Origin of the sequence: Streptomyces rubiginosohelvolus, from assembly GCF_014649875.1 — a bacterium.
Classification (GTDB): Bacteria; Actinomycetota; Actinomycetes; order Streptomycetales; family Streptomycetaceae; genus Streptomyces; species Streptomyces rubiginosohelvolus.
The window spans coordinates 191,759-213,730 of sequence record NZ_BMTW01000009.1 but is presented as its reverse complement, the minus strand read 5'-3'; the positions used below and the strand labels follow the sequence as shown (position 1 = coordinate 213,730).

The 21,972-nt window shown below is 73.1% G+C and carries 14 protein-coding genes; all 14 read left to right on the top strand.

Annotation, left to right across the window (positions count from 1 at the left end):
* Positions 1-123 precede the first annotated feature (123 nt).
* The 14 genes from IE134_RS21345 (at position 124) to IE134_RS21280 (ending at position 21,967) form a co-directional block, all read left to right on the top strand.
* Positions 124-1,425, top strand: coding sequence for a cytochrome P450 (locus IE134_RS21345; protein ID WP_098019901.1), 1,302 nt, complete (start codon positions 124-126; stop codon positions 1,423-1,425).
* Positions 1,422-2,666: a cytochrome P450 family protein gene (locus IE134_RS21340; RefSeq protein WP_189431389.1), complete on the top strand. Its 1,245-nt coding sequence runs from the start codon at positions 1,422-1,424 to the stop codon at positions 2,664-2,666. The genes IE134_RS21345 and IE134_RS21340 overlap by 4 nt, the downstream gene beginning before the upstream one ends.
* A gap of 109 nt (positions 2,667-2,775) precedes the next feature.
* Positions 2,776-4,290 carry a VMAP-C domain-containing protein gene (locus tag IE134_RS21335; protein WP_030711854.1) on the top strand — a complete coding sequence of 505 codons (1,515 nt, stop codon included), beginning with the start codon at positions 2,776-2,778 and terminating at the stop codon, positions 4,288-4,290.
* On the top strand, positions 4,287-5,351 hold the full coding sequence (locus IE134_RS21330; protein WP_189431387.1) for an AAA family ATPase: 1,065 nt from the start codon (positions 4,287-4,289) through the stop codon (positions 5,349-5,351). Before IE134_RS21335 ends, IE134_RS21330 begins: the two co-directional genes overlap by 4 nt.
* Positions 5,351-9,787, top strand: a complete 4,437-nt coding sequence (gene fxsT / locus IE134_RS21325) for an FxSxx-COOH system tetratricopeptide repeat protein (RefSeq protein WP_189431385.1) — start codon at positions 5,351-5,353, stop codon at positions 9,785-9,787. The genes IE134_RS21330 and fxsT overlap by 1 nt, the downstream gene beginning before the upstream one ends.
* 94 nt (positions 9,788-9,881) lie before the next feature.
* Complete coding sequence (locus tag IE134_RS21320) at positions 9,882-11,045, top strand: alpha/beta fold hydrolase (protein WP_189431383.1); 1,164 nt, start codon at positions 9,882-9,884, stop codon at positions 11,043-11,045.
* Positions 11,042-12,220: an effector-associated domain 2-containing protein gene (locus tag IE134_RS21315; RefSeq protein WP_189431382.1), complete on the top strand. Its 1,179-nt coding sequence runs from the start codon at positions 11,042-11,044 to the stop codon at positions 12,218-12,220. The genes IE134_RS21320 and IE134_RS21315 overlap by 4 nt, the downstream gene beginning before the upstream one ends.
* Before the next feature lie 104 nt (positions 12,221-12,324).
* Complete coding sequence (locus IE134_RS21310) at positions 12,325-12,516, top strand: hypothetical protein (protein WP_229823679.1); 192 nt, start codon at positions 12,325-12,327, stop codon at positions 12,514-12,516.
* A 69-nt stretch (positions 12,517-12,585) separates the two neighbouring features.
* On the top strand, positions 12,586-14,409 hold the full coding sequence (locus IE134_RS21305; RefSeq protein ID WP_189431380.1) for an HEXXH motif domain-containing protein: 1,824 nt from the start codon (positions 12,586-12,588) through the stop codon (positions 14,407-14,409).
* 210 nt (positions 14,410-14,619) lie between these two features.
* A complete protein-coding gene (locus IE134_RS21300) occupies positions 14,620-16,122 on the top strand; it encodes an aldehyde dehydrogenase family protein (RefSeq protein WP_030711833.1) in 1,503 nt (500 codons plus the stop codon).
* Positions 16,123-16,220: 98 nt separating this feature from the next.
* Complete coding sequence (locus tag IE134_RS21295) at positions 16,221-17,840, top strand: GMC family oxidoreductase (RefSeq protein ID WP_030711830.1); 1,620 nt, start codon at positions 16,221-16,223, stop codon at positions 17,838-17,840.
* Positions 17,837-19,006 carry a quaternary amine ABC transporter ATP-binding protein gene (locus tag IE134_RS21290; protein ID WP_030711827.1) on the top strand — a complete coding sequence of 390 codons (1,170 nt, stop codon included), beginning with the start codon at positions 17,837-17,839 and terminating at the stop codon, positions 19,004-19,006. Before IE134_RS21295 ends, IE134_RS21290 begins: the two co-directional genes overlap by 4 nt.
* Positions 19,006-20,991, top strand: coding sequence for an ABC transporter permease (locus tag IE134_RS21285; protein ID WP_030711817.1), 1,986 nt, complete (start codon positions 19,006-19,008; stop codon positions 20,989-20,991). The genes IE134_RS21290 and IE134_RS21285 overlap by 1 nt, the downstream gene beginning before the upstream one ends.
* Before the next feature lies 1 nt (position 20,992).
* Positions 20,993-21,967, top strand: a complete 975-nt coding sequence (locus tag IE134_RS21280) for an ABC transporter substrate-binding protein (RefSeq protein WP_030711815.1) — start codon at positions 20,993-20,995, stop codon at positions 21,965-21,967.
* Positions 21,968-21,972 lie beyond the last annotated feature (5 nt).

The window sequence follows — 21,972 nt, the reverse complement described above, 5'->3', positions numbered from 1 at the left end:
GTTCGGGGTTCGGGCGAAAATGAGCGCGAACAGGGCCCAAACGTTCACGTAACCTCCTTATAGTGGTGCCGCGTTGATCGTATGGTCGCAACGCGCGAAGCCGCCGCCACTGGAGTCCGTACGATGACGAACCCCCCGTCCGCCACGCCCGCGTCCCCGACCGGCACCGGCGGCGGATGTCCCGTGGGCGCCGGTACCGGCGCCGTCGCGCTCGGGGGCCCCGGCTTCGACGCCGAACCCCAGGAGCTCTACCGCTCCATGCGGCGCGAACACGGTCCCGTCGTCCCGGTCGAGCTGCCCGGCGGCTTTCCCGCCTGGCTGGTGATCGGCTACCGGGAACTCCATCAGGTCACCAGCGAAGGGGAGTTGTACCCCCGGGACGTCTCCCTGTGGAACCAGTGGGGCAACATCCCCGCCGACTGGCCGCTGCTGCCCATGGTCGGGACCCCGATGCCGTCCATCTACTTCACCGCCGGGGCCGAGCACCGCCGCCATGTCGACATGGTCGTCCCCGCCCTCGAAGGGGCGGACCCCTTCCACATCCGGCAGCACTGCGAGCAGTTGGCCGACCGGCTCATCGACGCCGTGTGCAGCCGGGGAACCGCCGACCTCGTCGCCGAGTACGCCGAGCCGCTGCCCGTCCTCGTGCTCGCCCGGCTCGTCGGCTTCCCCGACGACGAGGGCGCCGACATCGCGCGCGTGCTCAAGGACCTCGCCGACGGCGGGCCCGACGCGCAGAAGGCGCACCTGCGCTTCGGCGAGCACATGCAGCGGCTCGTCGCGGACAAGCGGGTCCGGCCCGGCGACGACGTGACCTCGCGGATGCTGGCCCATCCCGGGCCGTTCACCGACGAGGAGTACGCGCTCGACCTCATGGCCATCACGGCCGCCGGGCACCTGACCACCGCCGACTGGATCAGCAACTCCACCCGGCTGATGCTCACCGAGGACCAGTTCGCCGACGCGCTGTCCGGCGGCCGGCACAGTGTGGCCGAGGCCATGAACGAGGTGCTCTGGGAGGACGGCCCCACCCAGATCCTGGCCGGTCGCTGGGCCGCGCGCGACACCCGGCTCGGCGGCCGGAGCATCGCCCGCGGCGACATGCTGCTGCTCGGCCTCGGCGCCGCCAACGCGGACCCCCACATCCGGCAGCAGGTCACCGCCTCCGCCGTCCGCTCCGGGCAGGGCGGCAACAGCGCCCATCTGGCGTTCAGCCACGGCGAGTACCGCTGCCCCTTCCCCGCCCAGGAGATCGCCGAGATCATCGCCCGTACCGGCATCGAAGTGCTGCTCGACCGGCTGCCCGATCTCGAACTGGCCGTCCCCGCCGGCGACCTGGTCCGCCGGCCGTCCGCCTTCCTGCGCGGCACGACCGCGCTGCCCGTCCGCTTCACCCCCGTACGCACGACAGGAGACGCGTTGTGAACTGCCCGCACGCCGAAGCCGCCCGGAACGCCGGGGTCATCGCCATCGACCCCATGGTCCAGGACCTGGACGGCGAGACCGTACGGCTGCGCGACGCCGGGGTCCTCGCCCGGATAGACCTGCTCGGCGTCCCGGCCTGGACGGTCACCCGGCACGCCGAGGCACGCCAACTCCTCGTCGACCCGCGGCTGGTGAAGGACATCGACGCCTGGGGCCTGTGGCAGAGCGGAGTGGTGACACGTGCATGGCCGCTGATCGGCATGATCGACGCCGGACGCTCCATGTTCACCGTCGACGGGGCCGAACACCGGCGGCTGCGCACCAAGACCTCGCAGGCGCTGACCCCCCGCCGCCTGGAGGCGATCCGCCCGGACATCGAGAAGTTCACCGACGAACTGCTGGACGCCCTCGACGCCGCACGCGGCGAGGACGGGGTCGTCGACCTGAAAGCGGTGTTCGCCCAGCCGCTGCCGATGAAGGTCGTCGGCATGCTGATGGGCGTCGACGAGTCCCAGCACGCCATGCTCACCCGGCAGTACAAGGCGTTCTTCTCCATGCTCACCCCGCAGGACGAACGCCTAGCCCTGCTCGCCGAGTTGGACGTCTTCTACACCGACCTCGTACGGGAGAAGACCGCCCGGCCGACGGACGACCTCACCAGTGCGCTGATCCTCGCCGAGGAGGGCGGCGAACCGCTCACCGAGGAGGAGGTGGTGGGCAACCTCAAGGCCATGGTCGCCGCCGGGCACGAGACCACCATCGGACTCGTCCTCAACGCCGTACGCGCCCTCCTCTCCCACCCCGAGCAGCTGCGCAAGGTGCTCGACGGGGAGATCGGCTGGGACGCGGTGGTCGAGGAGACGCTGCGCTGGGACACCCCCACCACCCACCTGCTGATGCGGTTCGCCACCGAGGACATAGCCGTCGGCGACGAAGTGATCCGCAAGGGCGAGGGAGTCGTCATCTCCTACCGGGCCATCGGCCGCGACCTCGAGCAGCACGGCCCCGACGCCGACGCCTTCGACATCACCCGGCCCACCCGCAACCGCCACATGACCTTCGGCCACGGCCCGCACATCTGCCCCGGCGCCGCCCTGTCGCGCGTCGAGGCGGGCATCGCGCTGCCCGCCCTGTTCGCGCGCTTCCCCGGACTGCGCCTCGCCGTCCCGGACGAGGAGATCACCAAACTTCCCGTGATGACGCAGAACGACATGGCCGCCTTCCCCGTTCTCCTGGGCTGACGGCGCGACCGACGGGGCCCGGCAAGATCCTGGTTGCCGAAGATTCAACCGTGGTAACTTCGCGTTCAGCCATGTGAGTTGGACCGACTCGGCGGGGGGATGGTCGGCGATGAACGCTGTCCCGCACGGGCGCCCGGGACCGGACCTGGTGCAGATCCTGGTCGATGCGCTGACACTGCTGGACTGCGTCAAGGACCGCAGTCAGCGCTTCGAGTTCGTGGACGTGGTGGCGTACCGGCTCGACATCGAACTGACCTACCCGGACACCACCCCCCGCATCGACATGACGCATGTGGTCCGCAAGGTGATCCACCGCCCCGGCGGCCCCGAGGCGCTGATCTACGCGGTCCGCGCCGTCTCCGGCAAGGACGACGCCGACCGGATCGCCGCCGAGGCGGGCATCCGGACCGACGGCGAGCGGCCGGGCGCCTGGCCCGCGCCCGTCTTCGCCGACGACGTCGCCCGCCAGGCGCGCCGACTGCTCGGTGAGACGGCGGACATCGACGCCGGCCGGCTGCGCGCCCTCCTCGCCGAGGAACTGCCCGGGGAGCTGCCCGACCACGGGACACCAGCCGAACTCTTCGACCACGCACTGGACATGACCGCGTGCGCCGACGGTCTTCCGGCCGCTGTGGTGCTGGTCGAGGTGGCCGCGGCCACCTCGGCGAAGCGCGGCGCACCGCTGCGGGTGTGGTCGGACCGGTGGGCCGCGGGAGACCCCACCGCGCCGGCCGGCGACGCCCGGGGGCCCGTCCCCGGGGCGGTCGAGGCGCTCGCCGGCTGCCGGGAGCGCCTGAAGCACCCCGCCGCCCCCGACCCGACCGTGCCCCGCTGCCTCGTCGTGATGGTCGACCCGGCCCGGGACGGTTCACCGGACGTCTTCGTCCGGCACTGGATCAACAAGGTCCCCGGCTACTGGCGGCCGGAGCCGGGCTCTGTGGAGACCGCCACCCTGGAGACCCTGGCCACAGCGGTCGAACGCGCCGTCGACCGGGGCGAGTCGCTGTGGGCCGAGCGCACCGCGGCCGGCGCGGGCCCCGTCCACGTCGAGTTCCTCCTGCCCTTCGACCTGCTCAACCACGACATGGCCCGCCTGGAGCTGGGTACCCGAACCCCGAGGTCGTGGCCGATCGGGATGCGCTACCGGGTTCATCTGCGCAGCCTGGACCGGATGCGCGGCGACGCCGGGCAGCTGCGCCGCTGGCAGGCCCGCTGGGACCGGCTGCGCACCGCGCCCGCCCCGGCCGCCCACCGGTGGAAGGCGGCGGACCGGAGCGGATTCGAACGCTGGCGGGCGCAGCTCGCGGGCGACGAGTCGCTCACCGCGGTCATCCTCGACGAGCCCGCCGTCCAGGGGCGCGGCCTGGAGGCACTCCAGACCGCCGTCGTCGAGGGCGTCGGCCTCGCCGCCTGGGACCGCAGGCTGAAGAGCACGTCGCAGTCCAGCGAGCTCCTCACCCTGCTCCTGGGCCACTCGTACGCACAACTGCCGGAAACGGTGAACAGGTTGAGGGTCGGAGCGGAGATCGAGGAGGACGGTCCGCTGTGGCTGGGCCGGCACATCGCCTTTCTCTGGGACGATCCTCACCGACTGGTCGATCGTGAGGAGTTGCTGTCGGCATGACCGGAGAGACCTCTGCCGCCCCCCCGTCGCCGCCGCCCCCGTGGTGGGTCTTCCACGCGACCGGCAAGGCGCCCGGAGGCGAGCCGCCGGAGCTGCCCGCGCCGCCGCCCTGGCGCACCTTCCCCGGCGGGTCCCTCCAGCCGCCCCCGCCCGACGACGACCGAGCCGCGGAACGCCGCCTCGGCCGGGTCCAGGACGGCCCGCAACTGCGCCGTGAGGAGATCGACGCGGTCAACGCGGCCCTGCTGCTGCGCCGTCCGCTCCTCATCACCGGCCCGCCGGGCGTCGGCAAGTCCACCCTCGCCTATCTGATCGCCCGTGAGCTGAGGCTCGGCCGGGTCCTGGCGTGGAGCGTCGTCAGCCGCAGCACGCTCAAGGACGGCCTGTACGCGTACGACGCGATCGGCCGTGCCCAGGCCATCGCGGCCTGGCGGGCCGGCGACACCGGAAACCCGCCCGGCACCGACCCGGTGTCCGGTGAAAAGCCGCCCGCGCTCGGCGACTTCGTCACCCTCGGCCCGCTCGGCACCGCGCTGCTCCCCTACGAGCGCCCTCGGGTGCTCCTCGTCGACGAGCTGGACAAGAGCGACATCGACCTGCCCAACGACCTCCTGCACGTCCTGGAGAACGGCAGCTACGAGATCCCCGAACTCGTCCGCAGCAACGAGGAGTCGGCGACCGTGTTCACCGACGACCCGCGCGGCACGGCGAGCGTCGAGGGCGGCCGGGTCGAGTGCGCGCAGTTCCCCGTCGTGGTCATCACCAGCAACGGCGAACGGGAGTTCCCCGCCGCGTTCCGCCGCCGCTGCCTGCCGCTGGAGATGGAGCCGCCGGGCCGTGAGCAGCTGATCGGGATCGTCGTCAGCCATCTGCGGCAGCGCCCGGAGGGCGTCGAGGCGCTGGTGGACGAGTTCGAGAACCGGCTGCGCGGCGGCGGCACCCAGTCGATCGACCAGTTGCTCAACGCCGTCCAGCTGACCACCGCGGGCGGTTTTCAAGCGGATGCCGACGGGCGTAAACTCCTCGAGATGCTCCTCCGAGACCTCTCGAAGGGCCGCTGATGAACGGCTTGCCCAGGGAGCGCGCTCCGGACGCCGCGTCCGCGCCGGCCGCCTCCCCCGATCGTGCCACCGGCGACCGGACCGAGGACGACAGCCCGTACGACCAGGGCGGGGCCGACTGGACGGGGCTCGCCGACGCCGCATGGCTCGCCGCCGCCCGGATCGGCGCCGACCGCGCCACCGGGCCCGCGCCGGACGACACTCCACCCGCCGAACGGCGCCCCGACACGCCCCGGCCCGCCCGCCTGTCACCCGACGAGCCACCGACCGCCGAGGTGCCCGAACCCCTGCCCGCCCAGGTCCCCGACCCGCTGTCCGCCCCCGCGCGCGATGCCGTGCCCGGGGTCTCCGGGCAGCCGGGCCCCGCGGCGCACGAACGGGAGATCCGGACCGTCCAGGAGCGCACGCGCACCGGCCCCGACCGGCTGCCTGGCCCCGGTACGCGGGCCGCGCGGACGGTCCCGTTGCGGCTGGCCAGGTCCCTGCGTGGGCTGGGCCGCAGGCTGCCCACCGGCGGCCGCGGTGTGCTGGACGAGGAGAGCACGGCCGAGCACGGGCTCACCGACGGGCTGTGGATCCCCTACTTCCTCCCCGACCGTGAGCGCGCCTTCGACCTGGTGCTCCTCGTCGACCGGGCCCCCACCATGCCGCCGTGGCACGGCACCGTCCAGCAGATCGCCGACGAGGCGGCCCGCAGTGGGTCCTTCCGCGATGTCCGCACCGTCGGGGTGACCCTTCCCACCGCCGAGGGAGAACCCGCCCTGTGCTGGCCCGGCGGACGCGACGGCGACCCCGCCGAACTCCTCGACGGCCGGAGCGCACGGCTCTTCCTCGTCGTCACGGACGGGCTCGCGCACGGCTGGGCGGGCCCTGGGGCCGACCGGTTACTGGAACGGCTCACCTCGGGCGGGCCCACCGCGATCGTCCACCTCCTGCCGCCCTATCTGCGCCATCGCTCCTCGCTGTTCCCCTTCCGCGCCCAACTGGACGCCGCCGGCTTCGGCGCGCCGAACCGCCGCTTCCACTGCCGCCCGCCCCTCGGCGCCCACGACCCCATCCGGCCGCTGCCCGAACCGGACGACGACACCGTGCCCGTACCGGTGCTCAGCGCCCACGCCGGGTCCTTCCGAGCCTGGGCCGACCTGGTGACCGGCGAGCGCGGGGTGCGGCGAACGCTGCCGGTCGTCCTGGCGGGCGCGATGGCCAAGGGGGCCTCCGCCCCCGGGCTGCGCACCCCGGTCGGCGGCGGCCCCCGTGCGGCCGCCGCCGTACGCAGATTCCGCTCGCTCGCCAGCCCCTTGGCCCGGCAGCTCGCCGTGCTGCTCGCCCTCGCCCCGATGGACTTCGCCGTCATCCAGGAGCTGCGCGACGTGGCCCTGCCGGACGCCGGGCCCGAGCACCTCGCCGAGGTCATGATGGGCGGGCTGATCGACTGGGACACCGACGCCGGGAGCGGGCCGGACTTCGCCGACGACGTACGCGAAGCGCTGCTCGCCACCAGCACCAGAACCCAACTGGCCCGCACCGTGGGCCTGCTGGCGGAGCTGCGGACGAGCCAGGGGCATGGTGCCCGGCTCCGCGCCGCCCTCCACGATCCGGTACGCACCGCGCTGCCCGGCACGGAGCCCGGCTCCCGCCCCTGGCTGAGGATCGAACTCGCGGTTCTCCGGGCGCTGGCAGGCCCGTACGCCGGACGGGCCGCCCGGGTGGCCACCCGGCTGGTCCGCCCGCTGAGCGGTCTCCCTGCCCACCCGGGTGAGATCGGTGCGGAATCGATGAAAGACGCCCCGAATTGGGCAAAGCTGCCACCGGAAAGCGTCGTTTCACCAGGAGGACCCGTGCCGCCCACGACACCCACAGCAGCTGACACCTCGGTACCAGCTGACGACACAGCCCGGAGGTCTCACGCGGAGATGAACGTCAAAGCGCCGGAAGCACGCTTCGTCCGTTCGGGCCAGCCGAAGATCATGGGCAACGTCCCCCCTAAGAATCCCAACTTCACCGGCCGCGAGTCCCTTCTCGCCGCCGTGGAGCGGCAGCTGACCGAGGACGAGACGACGGCGGTCCTCCCGCACGCCCTGCACGGCCTCGGCGGCGTGGGCAAGTCGCAGATCGCGGTGGAGTACGTCTACCGCCACAGCGGCGAGTACAACGTCATCTGGTGGATCCCCGCCGAACAGGAGAGCCTGATCCTGGCCGCGCTCGCCGAGCTGGCGGCCGGCCTGGGCCTGGAGGTCGGGCCGCAGGCGAACACCGCCGTGCCCGCCGTCCGCGAGGCCCTGCGCACCGGAAAGCCCTTCGACAACTGGCTGCTGGTCTTCGACAACGCCGAGGACATCGAGTCCGTGCGCTCCTACTTCCCCAACGGGGGCCCGGGGAAGATCATCGTCACCTCGCGCAACCGGGAGTGGGAGCGGGTCGCCACGCCCCTCAGCGTCGACGTCTTCGACCGCGAGGAGAGCGTCGCCCTGCTCCAGCGCCGCGCCCGGGGACTGAGTACCGACGACGCGGGCCGGCTCGCCGAGGCGCTCGGCGATCTGCCGCTGGCCGTCGAGCAGGCCGGAGCCTGGCACGCGGCCACGGGCATGCCGGTCGACGAGTACCTCCGACTGCTGGACGAACGCCGCCCCGAGATCCTCGAACTGGCCCCCTCCCCCGACTACCCGCTGCCTGTCGCGGCGGTCTGGGACATCTCGCTCGGCAGGCTCACCGCCGAGAACCCGGCCGCCCGCCAACTCCTGCAGATCTGCGCCTGCATGGCGCCCGAACCCATCCCGCTGAACATGCTCCGCGGCGGCCGCAACGTCCAGATCACCCCCGAGCTGGATCCCGTGCTCCGCGACCCGCTGCTGCTCGCCCGCGCGACCCGCGATCTGAGCAAGCTCTCGCTGGTCCGCCTCGACCACAAGGCCGGCACGCTCCAGATGCACCGGCTCATGCAGAACGTGATCGTCGCCCGGCTCGGCCCGGAGGAGCGGGAGGCGATGCGTAACGCCGCCCACCTGCTCCTGACCACCGCCAAACCGGGGCTGCCGGCCTCCCCGGAACAGTGGCCCGCCTACCTCGGACTGCTGCCCCATGTGATCGCCTCGGATGCTGTCGAAAGCTCCGACGGCTGGGTGCGGGACCTGGTGTTCGACATGGTCACCTTCCTCTACTACTGGGGCGCCCACGAGGCGGGCGAGGACCTGACCCGGCGGGCGTGGGAAGCCTGGAGCGAGCAGTCGGCCGGGGAGGACCTGCACGTCATCCGGATCACCAAGATGCTCGGCTTCTACCTCCAGCACCTCGGCCGGATCCCGGAGGCCGCGGCGCTGAGTGAACGGGCCATGGAGGTCTCGCGCACCGCGCCGATCCCGGAGGAGGAGCTGATCGACTCCATGCTCCAAATGGCCGGTTCGCTGCGCTACCGGGGCGACTTCCACGCCGCCCGGGAGCTGAGCGCCGAGGCCTTCGAGCGGGCGAGCGACCTCTACGGTCCGGAGGACCCGACGACACTGAACGCGGCCCACAGCTACGGCGTCTCGCTCCGGGTGAACGGCGACTTCCGACGGGCCATGGAGATCGACGAAGAGGCGTCCAGGCAGCGCCACTTGCTCTACGGTCCGACCAGCGGCCTTACCCTCAACACCCTGAGCGCCCTGGCGGCGGACACCCGCGAGGCGGGTGACTTCCGCAAGGCCCGGGCCCTGCAGGAGACGACGTACCAGACCTATCGGACCCATTTCGGCCCCACCAACGCGGCGACGATCCGGGCCGCCCTGAATCTCGCGATCTGCCGACGCCGCGCCGGACACCTGGACGAGGCGGAGGAGCTGGTCGAGGAGATCCTGGAGCGCTTCACCACCCGGTACGGAGCGGAGTACCCGGAGACCCTGGGAGCAGCCCTGGCGGCGGTCGTCGACCGCAGGATCGCGGGCAGGCTCGAGGAATCCCGGCATCTCGGCCGGCAGATCCTCGACCACTACCGGGACATCTTCGGCGAGCACCACCCGTACACCCTGTGCGCCATGGTCAACGTGGCCGCCACGCTGCGGGCCCTGGGCGAGGTGGAGGAGGCCGAGCGGCTGGACACGGTCGCGGGGGAACGGCTCCGGGCGGATCTGGGGGAGCGGCACGTCTACTCCCTGGCCGCCGCACTGGGCCGGGCCAACGACCACTACGCCCGGCTCGACTTCGTCGGCGCCCTGGAGGTCGACAGCGCGACACTGCCCCTGCTCACCGAGGCGGTGGGCGAAGACCACCCGTTCACCCTCGTCTGTGTCGCGAACCTCTCCCTGGACCATCGCGGACTCGGCCACTCGACGGAGGCGGACCGGCTCAACGCCCAAGCGGTGGAAGGCCTGACGCGTGTCCTGGGGGAGGAGCACCCCTGGCGGACCTCGGCCCGGCTGCACCAGCGCATCGAGTACGACGCGACGGTGATCCCGTTGTGAGACGACCGAGCGGTACGGGGACGGGGCCGGGGGACCGCTGACGGGAAACGTGTGACGGGTGCGGCCGACGGGAATGCCACGGACGGGGGGACGCATGACGACGGTCATATTCATCCACGGCACGGGGGTGCGGCCACCGCACACCGAAGCCCTGAACGCACGGGTCACGGCCTCGCTCGCCGAGGCCGCCCCGGGCGTGCGGGTCGTGCCGCTCGACTGGGGCGAGCCGTACGGTGCCCGGCTCGCCGCGGGCGGGGCCAGCATCCCGCTGGACAGGGCCGGGGCCACCGAGCGGGACGCGGAGAGCGAGGAGGACGACGAGGCCGCCGCCTGGGAACGCCTGTACCGGGACCCGGAGGCGGAGTTGGCCCTCGCCGCCACGCGCGGCACCTCGGGGGCGATACCCCCGGGCGCCGCCTTCCCGGACGAGGAGTTCCGGGAGCGGCTCGCGGCCCTGGCCGCCCGGGACGGGAGCATCGCCCCGGAGCTGGGCCCCGGCCTCGGAGCGCGGGCCGCCGATCTCGCCCGCAGCCCCCTGCTCTCCCCGGCCGCCGAAGCCCTGGACCGCGAGGAGCTGGCGCCGCTCCTGGCCCGTGCGCTGGCCGCCGCCGTGATCGGCGCGGCCATGGCGGAGGACGCGCCCGTCCTCTGCGACGGCACGACCCGGGACGCCGCCGTGGACCGGATCGCCCGGGAGCTCGGCGCCACCGAGCCCGGCTCCACCCGGGGGCCGGTGGGCCGGCTGATCGGTCGGCCCGTCCTGCGGCTCGGCTCCCGTTACGCGGTGCGCCGCCGCCGCGCCCTCACCGAGGCCGCCCACCCGGCGGCGGGCGACGTGCTCACGTTCCTCGTACGCGGCGGTCCCCTGCGCACCGCCCTGCGCGAACTGGTCGCCGCCGTGGAGCCGCCCGTCGTCCTCCTCGGCCACAGCCTCGGCGGGATCATCGCCCTCGACACCCTGATCGAGGCCCCGCTGCCCGGCGTCCGGCTGCTGGTCACGGTGGGTTCGCAGGGGCCGTTCCTGTACGAGACGGGGGCGCTGCCCCACCTCGAGCACCCGGAGCCGCTGCCCGCCCACGTCCCCGGCTGGCTGAACATCCACGACCGCCGCGATCTGCTCGGCTTCGCCGCCGCACCGGTGTTCCCCGGCCGGGCCGAGGACATCGCGACGGACAACCGGCAGCCGTTCCCCGTCGCCCACAGCGCCTACTGGAGCGACCCGGCCGTCTACCGCGCCATCGCGGAGCGGCTGCCATGAGCGCGGACGCCGTCTCCGCGCCTGCCGTGAGCGCGGACGCCGTCGACCCGGCACGGGTGGTGGCGCTCGTCGTCGGCGTCGAGCGCTATGCCGCGGGCCCCCGCTGGACGCTGCCGGGGCCGGTCCGCGACGCCCTGCGCTTCCGGGACTGGCTGCGGTCCACGGGCGTGCCGGACGCCAACATCCTGCTGCATCTCGCCCCTGCGGAAACGGCGGAGACGGCGGCTACGGTGGACGCGGACACCGGCCACCGCGACGCCGACCACGAGACCCTGCGGCGCGCCCTGGTCCATGAACTGCCCGCCCGGCAGGGGGACGTGCTCTGGATCTGGTGGGGCGGGCACGGCGTCCTGGACCGGGACGAACACCTGCGGCTCTACTGCGCCGACGCCACGGACGCCGACCGGCGCAACATCGACCTGGAGTCCGCCCGCCGCCGGCTGAGCAGTGACGTCCTGCCCGGCTTCACGGAGCAGAACTGGGTCGTCGACGCCTGCCAGACCTTCGAGGAGCGCCACCGCCCGGCCGTCACGATCCCGGACGGGAGCCTCCCCGCCGGGCAGCGCCTGCGGGTCCACCGGCAGAGCGTGCTGCTGGCCGCCGACCGGGGGCAGCGTGCGGCCAACGACCCCGTGGGCGGCCAAGGTGTCTTCTCGGACATCCTCCTGCGCGAGCTGGCCGCCCTGCCCGGCGGCCCGGCCCCCGACCCGGAAGCGCTTTTCGCCGCGGTCCGGGGCCGGTTCGACCGGCTGCGCGCCGACGGAGGCCACACCCAGGTGCCCACGCTCCACCTGTACCGTCCCGGACACGCGGAACATCTGCCCGCCCCTCCGGGGCCGCCCGCGGCACGGAACGCGGGTGCCCCCGGGCCGGAGCGGAGGGGCGGCGGACTGGCCCGGGTGGTCGACGCGCTCCTCGCCTATCCGCTGATGAGCGACCGTGAAGAACGCCAGACGATGGTCGCGGAGCTGGACCCCGTCCTGGTGGCCAGAATGCCGCGGCACGCGGTGCCCCGTACGGACGTCCTCGGCATCCTGCGGACGCTGCGGAGGCGGCCGGAAGGCCCCTGGGACCTCTACCGGGCCGTCACCCTGCTCGACGACGACCGGGACCGGGCCGCCGAACTGGCGGAGGCCCTGAGGGAGTTCCTGGCCGAGAACCGACCGGCTCCCTGATCGCCCGGCGTGATCGCACGGGTTTCCGGAAGGCAACCCATTCGTCATGATGGGAAGGGACGGGTGGCATCGTGTGCCGCCGGATCGAAAAGGGGGAACAGGCCTTGCAGCAGACGCCATCGGTCGGTGATCCGGCCGACTATCTGGAGTCCGATGTCGCGGACCTCGCGGAGGTGGGAGTCGCCGCCGTGCGCGACTTCGCGCCCGCGCCCGGACAGCGTCTGCTGGAGGAGATCCGAAGAGCGCGCACCAGCACGCTGTCCGGTGGCAACCCTCCTAGCGCCCGCGCCGACTGAGCGCTGTGCGGGCCCTCCGCGGATGAGCGTGCCCGCAGGTCGCGCCGGGACCACGACAGAGGAGCGCTGGTGCACAGACCGATGCGGATGCCCGGCGCCAGGTTCGACGAACTGGCCTCGGGCGGTGGTTCGGAGGAGGCCATTGCCTTCCTGACGGATGGCGAGCGGTCCCGACGTCTCGTCCTGCTGCAGGAGTTGCTGAGCCGACTGGAGCAACGGCCCACCCTGCTCGGCCCCGCCGACCTCGGCGCCATCTGGAAGACCGTGGAACAGGCCGAGGAGCGGCGGCCGGGCTGTGCCGAGGAGTTGCTGCTCAGCCCGGAGGTGGGTAGCTGGCTCGCCCACACCCTGCGCCGCCTGCACGGTGTCTCCGTCGGCCCTCCGCTCTGGGTGGACGCCGGGCACCTGGCCGCCGTCGCCCTGGTGGCCGCGCTGCGCTCCGGGGCGGACGCCGATCTCGTCGTGCCCGCCAGGGAAGGCGCGATACCCCTGCCGACGCTCGGCCTCGCCCAGTTGCCGGGCATCCCGTTGCTGGGCTTCCAGCCGGTCCACGCACGGGTGCGGCAGGGGGAGTTGCTGCTCACCGCGACCGTGCCGGGCACCGGGGCGGCCGCACTGACCCTGCGCCCGCTCACCGCACAGCAGAGCGCCGTGTGGTGGCCGACCCACCGGCTGCCGGTCCGGCAGGGCGGTCCCGAGGTCGCCCTCGACGACACCGACCCCTACCGCGACCTCGACAGCCCGATCCCGCCCCGTCGGCTCACCCCACGCGAACTCGCCACCTGGCGGCGGCTGTTCGCCGAAGCGGTCACGCTGCTCGCCCCCGGCCCGATCCCAGTCCCCGGCTCCGGTGTCCCGCCCGAATCCGGAGACACCGGCCCCGGCACCCTCCGCCCCGAGGAGATCAGGCGCATCGTGCCCTGGCCCGGGCGGTTGCCGAACGGCCCCGTCGAGGGGCTCAGTGCCTCCACCGCGGACGCGTTCGGCTCCATGGTGGTGGCCGAGCCGCCGAACGGGGCGGCCCTCGCCGAGACGATGGTCCACGAGTTCCAGCACAGCAAACTCGGCGCGCTGCTCCACCTCTTCGCGATGCTCGACGACGACCGCACGGAGGAGCACTACGCCCCGTGGCGCCCGGACCCGCGCCATCTGCCGGGCCTCCTCCACGGGGCGTACGCCTTCGTCGGCGTCGCCGGATTCTGGCGGGACCGGATCGGGGACCGGGCCGCCGATCCGCTGGACCTGGCGCCCTTCCGGTTCGCGCTCCGCCGCATCCAGACCCGTACGGTCCTGCGGACCCTCGCGACCCGCGCGGCGCTCACCGGACCCGGCCGCCGACTGGTCGCCGGCCTCACCCGCACCGTCGACGGCTGGCTGCGCGAGCCGGTGGACGGGCAGGCCGTGGCGCGGGCCCGCGCGGCGGCGGCCGGACACCGGGCGGAGTGGCGGCTGCGCCATCTGCGGTGCGCGGACGAGGAGCGCGCCGGGCTTGCGGCGGCGGTGCGCTCCGGGACGCCGCTCCCACCGCCCCGGCCGCCCCGGCTCGTCCCGGCGGCGGAACGCACCCACTGGCGTGACGTGCGGGGCGCGCTCTACCTCCGCCCGGACGTCGCCACGGACCCGGCGGCGGACACCGCACCGGGCCAGGCCGACGTCCTGCTGGTCCACGGGGAGGCCGCATCGGCACGGGAGGCGTACCGGGAGCAGGGGGCGGCCACCCCGGGGGACCCGCATCTGCTGGCGGGCTGGCTGCTGGCGCACACCGCCCTCCACCCCGGCCACCGCAGGCTCCTCGCCCGTCCGGAGCGGTTCGCCGCCGCCGTCGAGGGGGAGGGGCCGGAAGTGTGGGAGCACGCGGCGCACCGGCTGGCGACCCCCGGATCACCCGTCTGACCAGCACCGGGCCGTTCGGGAGGGGGACCGGGAAGCGCCCCGCCGAGGCCGTCACGCGTGAGGCGTATCACTCTGCGTGAAATTCTCGGCATACATTCCGCCGGACTGGGGAGGGGTCCAGGCCGCTGGTGCGCCGGATGTCGGCCCGCCATGCGTACGCCTCGGCCGAAACCGGAGGGGGCATTTCAGGCACGGAAGGCTAAAAACGACATGTCGGCGCTCAGCACCATCCACATCGACGGCGTCTGGCGGGCCGCCGAATCCGGCGCGACCCGCGAGGTCCTCGATCCCGCCGACGCCACGGTCCTGGCCGTCGTCGCGGAGGGCGGCGTGGCGGACACCGACGCGGCGATCGCGGCGGCCCGGCGCGCCTTCGACGACGGCCCCTGGCCGCACCGGCCCGTCGCCGAGCGGGCCGGGCTGCTGCGCCGGGTCGCCGAGCTGCTCCAGCGGGACCGCGAGGAGATCGCGATCATCGAGAGCCGCGACACCGGCAAGACCCTCGAAGAGGGCCGGGTCGACGTCGACGACGTCACCAACGCCTTCCGCTACTTCGCCGACCTCGTGATGAACGAGAGCGGCGGCCGGGTCGTCGACGCGGGCGACCCCGACGTCCACAGCATCGTCGTCCACGAGCCCGTCGGCGTCTGCGCCCTCATCGCGCCCTGGAACTACCCCCTCCTCCAGGCCAGCTGGAAGATCGCCCCGGCCCTCGCCGCGGGCAACACCTTCGTGCTCAAGCCCAGCGAGGTCACCCCGCTCTCCACCGTCCACCTGATCAAGCTGCTCGCCGAGGCCGGGCTCCCCGACGGGGCCGCCAACCTCGTCACCGGTGCGGGCGACCCGGTGGGCGCCCGGCTCTCCGAGCACCCGGACGTCGACCTGGTCTCCTTCACCGGCGGCCTCGCCAGCGGCACGAAGGTGGCTCAGGCAGCAGCCCCCACCGTGAAGAAGGTGGCCCTGGAGCTCGGCGGCAAGAACCCCAACGTGGTCTTCGCCGACGCCTGCGCCACCGACGAGGGCTTCGACACCGCCGTCGACCAGGCCCTGAACGCCGCGTTCTTCCACAGCGGCCAGGTCTGCTCCGCCGGGGCCCGCCTGATCGTCCAGGACTCCATCAGCGAGCGCTTCGTCACCGAGCTGGCCCGCCGCGCCGACGCCATCCGCCTCGGCCGGGGCACCCTCGACGGCGTCGAGTGCGGCCCCCTCGTCTCCGCCCAGCAGCTCGCCAAGGTCGAGGCGTACGTCGCCTCCGCCCGCGAGGAGGGCGCCATCGTCCGGGCCGGCGGCGAACGCCCGAAGCCCAGCGACGTACGCCCCGAGGGTGGCTACTTCTACCGGCCGACCGTCCTGGACGGCTGCCACCGCGAGATGAAGGTGGTCCGCGAGGAGACCTTCGGCCCGATTCTCACCGTCGAGACCTTCCGTACCGAGGAAGAGGCCATCACGCTGGCCAACGACACCGACTACGGGCTCGCGGGCGCCGTCTGGACGACCGACGCCGGCCGCGCGCGCCGGGTCGCCGGACGGCTGCGCCACGGCACCGTCTGGATCAACGACTACCACCCCTACCTCCCGCAGGCCGAGTGGGGCGGCTTCGGGAAGTCCGGCACGGGACGCGAGCTCGGCCCGACGGGGCTCGCCGAGTACCGCGAGTCCAAGCACATCTACCAGAACCTCAACCCGCGCCCCCAGCGCTGGTTCGCCGGCTGACGCCTGCGGGGGCCCCGAAACGACTCAACCCCGGGGCCCCGCCCGGCTGTTCGCAGCACCACGTACACGCACGAACCTTGCAGAAGGAGCAGTGACCGATGCCTTCCACCCCCCGCAGCACCGCCGTCCCCGACCCCGAAGGGCCCGTGGCCGACTACGTGATCGTCGGCGGCGGCACCGCCGGATCGGTCATCGCCTCCCGGCTCACCGAGGACCCGGACGTGACCGTCACGGTCATCGAGGGCGGCCCCACCGACATCGACCGCGACGACGTGCTGACCCTGCGCCGCTGGCTCGGCCTCCTCGGCGGCGACCTCGACTACGACTACCCGACCACCGAACAGCCGCGCGGCAACAGCCACATCCGGCACAGCCGCGCCCGCGTCCTCGGCGGCTGCTCCTCGCACAACACGCTGATCAGCTTCAAGCCGCTGCCCGGCGACTGGGACGAGTGGGCCGAGGCGGGCGCCGAGGGCTGGGACGCGGCCGCGATGGACCCGTATTTCGCCAAGCTGCGCAACAACATCGTCCCGGTGGACGAGAAGGACCGCAACGCCATCGCCCGCGACTTCGTCGACGCCGCCCAGGAGGCGGCCGGGGTCCCGCGCGTGGACAGCTTCAACAGCAAGCCGTTCCACGAGGGCGTCGGCTTCTTCGACCTCGCCTACCACCCCGAGAACAACAAGCGCTCCTCCGCGTCGGTGGCTTACCTCCACCCGCACATCGAGGCCGGCGACCGCCCCAACCTCCGGATCCTGCTGGAGACCTGGGCGTACCGCCTTGAGTTCGACGGCAACCGCGCCACCGGTGTCCACGTCCGCACGAAGGACGGCGAGGAGATCCTGCTGCACGCCGCCCGTGAGGTCATCGTCTGCGCGGGCGCGGTCGACACGCCCCGGCTGCTGATGCACTCCGGGATCGGCCCCCGCGAGGACCTGTCCGCCCTGGGCATCGACGTCCGCCACGACCTCCCGGGCGTCGGCGAGAACCTGCTCGACCACCCCGAGTCCGTCATCGTCTGGGAGACCGACGGGCCCATCCCGGAGAACTCCGCGATGGACTCCGACGCGGGACTCTTCGTCCGCCGCGACCCCGGATCCCGGGGTCCGGACCTGATGTTCCACTTCTACCAGATCCCCTTCACCGACAACCCGGAGCGGCTCGGCTACGAGAAGCCCGAGCACGGCGTGTCGATGACCCCGAACATCCCCAAGCCGCGCAGCCGGGGCCGCCTCTACCTCACGAGCGCCGACCCCGAGGTCAAGCCGGCCCTGGACTTCCGGTACTTCACCGACGAGGACGACCACGACGGCCGCACCCTGGTCGACGGCATCAAGCTCGCCCGGGAGATCGCCCGCACCGAGCCGCTGGCCCACTGGCTGAAGCGCGAGGTCTGCCCCGGCCCCGAGGTCACATCGGACGAGGACATCAGCGAGTACGCCCGCAAGGTCGCCCACACCGTCTACCACCCGGCGGGCACCTGCCGGATGGGCGCCACCGACGACCACGAGGCCGTCGTGGACCCGCAGTTGCGCATCCGGGGCCTGGAAGGCATCCGGATCGCCGACGCGTCCGTCTTCCCGACGATGCCCGCCGTCAACCCGATGATCGGGGTCCTCATGGTCGGCGAGAAGTGCGCCGAACTCCTCGCCGACCAGGCGCGCGGTACCGCGCCGGCCGCGGGAACCAGCACCAGCACCGGAGGCGATGCCCGATGACCGGAACCGAGACCCTCAAGGCCGCCGGGAACGCCGGAGCCGCCGCGACCGACGAGAACGCCGTGTTCTCCGTCCGCAACCTCTGGAAGGTCTTCGGCCCCAAGGCCGACCGGATCCCCGGCAGCGAGCACGCCGCGCTCCCGCCCGCCGAACTGCGCGAGGCCACCGGCTGCACCGCCGCCGTCCGCGACGTCTCCTTCGACGTCCGCAAGGGCGAGGTGTTCGTCGTCATGGGCCTGTCGGGCTCCGGCAAGTCGACCCTCGTACGCTGTCTGACCCGGCTGATCGAGCCCACCAGCGGCACCCTCGCCATCGACGGCGAGGACGTCCTCGCGATGGACCGCTCCCGGCTGCGTGAACTGCGCCGCCACCGCGCCGCGATGGTCTTCCAGCACTTCGGACTGCTGCCGCACCGCACGGTGTTGGACAACGTCGCCTACGGTCTGGAGATCCAGGGCCTGAGCAAGGCCGAACGCCGCGCCAAGGCAGCCGAGTTGGTGGCGAAGGTCGGTCTCGAAGGGCTGGAGGACCGCCGCCCGTCCCAGCTCTCCGGCGGCCAGCAGCAGCGCGTCGGGCTCGCCCGCGCGCTCGCCGTCGACCCGTCCGTCCTCCTCTTCGACGAGCCGTTCAGCGCGCTGGACCCGCTGATCCGCCGCGAGATGCAGGACGAGGTGGTCCGGCTGCACCGCGAGGAGGGCCGCACCATGGTCTTCATCACCCACGACCTCAGCGAGGCCCTGCGCCTGGGCACCCGGATCGCACTCATGCGCGACGGCGGCATCGTCCAGCTTGGCACCCCCGAGGAGATCGTGGGCTCGCCCGCCGACGACTACGTCCGCGAGTTCGTCCGCGACGTCCCGCGCGAGCAGGTCCTCACCGTAGCCACCGCGATGCGGCCCGCGCTCGCCGGGGAGAGCGAGCGCGGCCCGGCCGTACGCCCCGAAGCCACCGTCTCCGAGGCCATCGAAGCGGTCGCCCGCTCCGGCGACCCCGTCGCCCGCGTGATGGACGGCGGGCGCCTCGTCGGCGTCGTCGACCACGCCTGCCTGCTCGACGTCGTCGCCGGAACGTCCGAACCCGGCACGGCGACCGCGCCGGACTCCTCCGTGTCCGGGGCCACCGAAGCCCCCGACGCGCCGGACGGCTTCCGCGAGGTGACCCTCTGATGGCCACCGCACAGGCCACCCCGGCCCGCCCCGCCGCAACGGGCGCGCGCCGGGGGCCGCTGGCCGCCCTCCGCGACCGCCCCGCCGCCGCGAAGCTCCTGCTGCTCGCGCTCGTCGCCGCCGTCGTCGTGCCCGTCGTGCACGGCCGCTGGGGCGGCGGGATCTGGCCCGAGGCGCTGACCGCCGACCTCTCCGCCCCGCTCGGCGAGGTCACGGACTGGATCGTCTCCAACCGCGACAGCCACCCGCTGTTCCTCTACTTCTTCGGCCACATCAGCAACGCCGTCGTCCTCTCCGTACGCGGCGTCTATCTGGTCCTCCTGGCCCTCGGCTGGGCCGGCGTCACCGTGTTCGCCGCTGCCGTCGCCTGGCGCGTCGCCGGGATCCGCCTCGCCCTCACCGCGGGCGTGTCGTTCCTGCTCTGCGGGCTGCTCGGCATGTGGGTGCCGACCATGCAGACGCTCGCCCTGATGGTCGTCGCCGTCCTCGCCTCGGTCGTGCTGGGGCTGCTCCTCGGCCTCGCCGCCGGTCTCTCCGACCGGGTGTTCCGCATCCTGCGCCCGGTGCTGGACACCATGCAGGTGCTGCCCGCCTTCGCGTATCTGCTGCCGGTGGTGCTGGTGTTCGGCATCGGCGTGCCCGGAGCCGTCCTCGCCACCGTCGTGTACGCGGCTCCGCCGATGGCCCGGCTCACGGCGCTCGGCCTGCGCGGCGCGGACAGCGGCGTCATGGAGGCCGTCACCTCGCTCGGCGCGACCGGACGCCAGCGGCTGCTGAGCGCCCGGCTCCCGCTGGCCCGCAAGGAGCTCCTCCTCGGCCTCAACCAGACCATCATGATGGCCCTCTCCATGGCCGTCATCGCCTCCGTGATCGGCGCGGGCGGCCTCGGTGACCGCGTCTACCAGGCGCTGTCCTCGGTGGACGTCGGCGCCGCCCTCGCCGCGGGCATCCCGATCGTGCTGCTGGCCGTCGTGCTCGACCGTACGACCGAGGCGGCGGGACGCCGTATCGGCGCCGAACCCACCGGCCCGGCCCTGCTGCGCGGCTGGCGCGGCTGGTCCCTGGCCGCCGCCGTCACCGCGGCCGTGGCCGTCGTCGGACGGGCCACCGACGGCCAGGTCTGGCCCGACGACATGACCGTGGCCATCGCCGGCCCTGTCAACACCGCCAAGGACTGGATGGTCGACCACCTCTACACCGGGGTCCCCGTCGTCGGCGGTACCGCCGACCTCGCGTCCCACTTCACCAGCGGCGTCCTCAACCCCCTGCGCAGCGGCCTCACCGGTCTGCCCTGGTGGTCGGTGCTGCTGATCGTCGCCGCCCTCGCCTGGACCATCGGGACCTGGCGCACCGCCGCCACCGCCGTCCTCGCCATGGCCGCGATCGGCGTGCTCGGTGTGTGGGAGCCATCGATGGACACCCTCAGCCAGGTGCTCGCCGCCGTCGCCGTCACCCTGGTCATCGGCTTCGGCGTCGCCATCGGCGCGGCACGCAGCGAACGCCTGGAGCGGCTGCTGCGCCCGGTGCTTGACGTCTTCCAGACCATGCCGCAGTTCGTGTACCTGATCCCCGTCGTCGCCCTCTTCGGGGTCGGCCGCGCCCCCGCCGCCGCTGCCGCGGTCGTCTACGCGCTGCCCGCCGTCATCCGCATCACCACCCAGGGGCTGCGGGGCGTCGACCCGGCGGCTATGGAGTGCGCGCGTTCGCTCGGGGCGACCCCGGGCCAGCAACTGCGCCAGGTGCAGATCCCGCTGGCCAGGCCCTCCCTGCTGCTCGCCGTCAACCAGGCGGTCGTGCTGGTCCTCGCCGTCGTCATCATCGGCGGACTCGTCGGCTCCGGCGCCCTCGGTTACGAGGTCGTCCTCGGCCTCGCCCAGGGCGACCTGGCCACCGGTCTCGTCGCCGGAGCGGCGATCGTCTGCCTGGGGCTGATGCTCGACCGGGTCACCCAGCCCACCACCCGCCGCCAGCGACAGGAGAGCTGAGATGAACCGCTCCCGTACGCGCCTGATCACGGCGCTGTCGTCGGCCGCCGCCCTGCTCGCCACGGCGGGCTGCGGCGCCGCCGACATGACCAAGCAGGCCTCCCCGTTCGCAGCCCCCGCCGGGGTCAAGACGGTGACGCTCTCCGTCCAGTCCTGGGTCGGCGCCCAGGCGAACGTCGCCGTCGCCGAACAGCTCCTCAAGGAGGAGCTCGGCTACCGCGTCGACCTCGTCCAGACCGACGAGGTCCCCGCCTGGGACGCCCTCAGCCAGGGCCGCGTCGACGCGATCCTGGAGGACTGGGGCCACCCGGACCAGGAGAAGCTGTACATCGACGAGAAGAAGACCATCGTCCGGGGCGGCGACCTCGGCGTCACCGGCCACATCGGCTGGTACGTCCCGAAGTACTGGGCCGACGAGAACCCCGACGTCACCGACTGGAAGAACCTCAACAAGTACGCGGACGAGCTGAAGACCGCCGAGAGCGGCGGCAAGGGCCAGCTGATGGACGGCTCGCCGTCCTACGTCACCAACGACGTGGCCCTGGTGAAGAACCTGGACCTGGACTACAAAGTGGTCTTCGCCGGCTCCGAGGCGGCCCAGATCACCCAGATCCAGCAGTTCGCCAAGGAGAAGAAGCCCTTCCTCAGCTACTGGTACCAGCCGCAGTGGCTGTTCAACGAGGTGCCGATGGTCGAGGTGAAGCTCCCCGAGTACACGGACGAGTGCGCCGCCAAGGACCCGAAGGACATCGACTGCGCGTACCCGACGACGCCGCTGCAGAAGTTCCTCAACGCGGACTTCGCCCAGCGCGGCGGTGACGCGTCCGCGTTCCTGAAGAAGTTCCACTGGTCGGAGAAGGACCAGAACGAGGTGTCCGAGATGATCGCCTCGCAGAAGCTCACTCCCCAGGAGGCGGCGAAGCGCTGGATCGAGCGCCACCCGGACGTCTGGAAGAAGTGGCTGCCCAAGGGCTGACACGC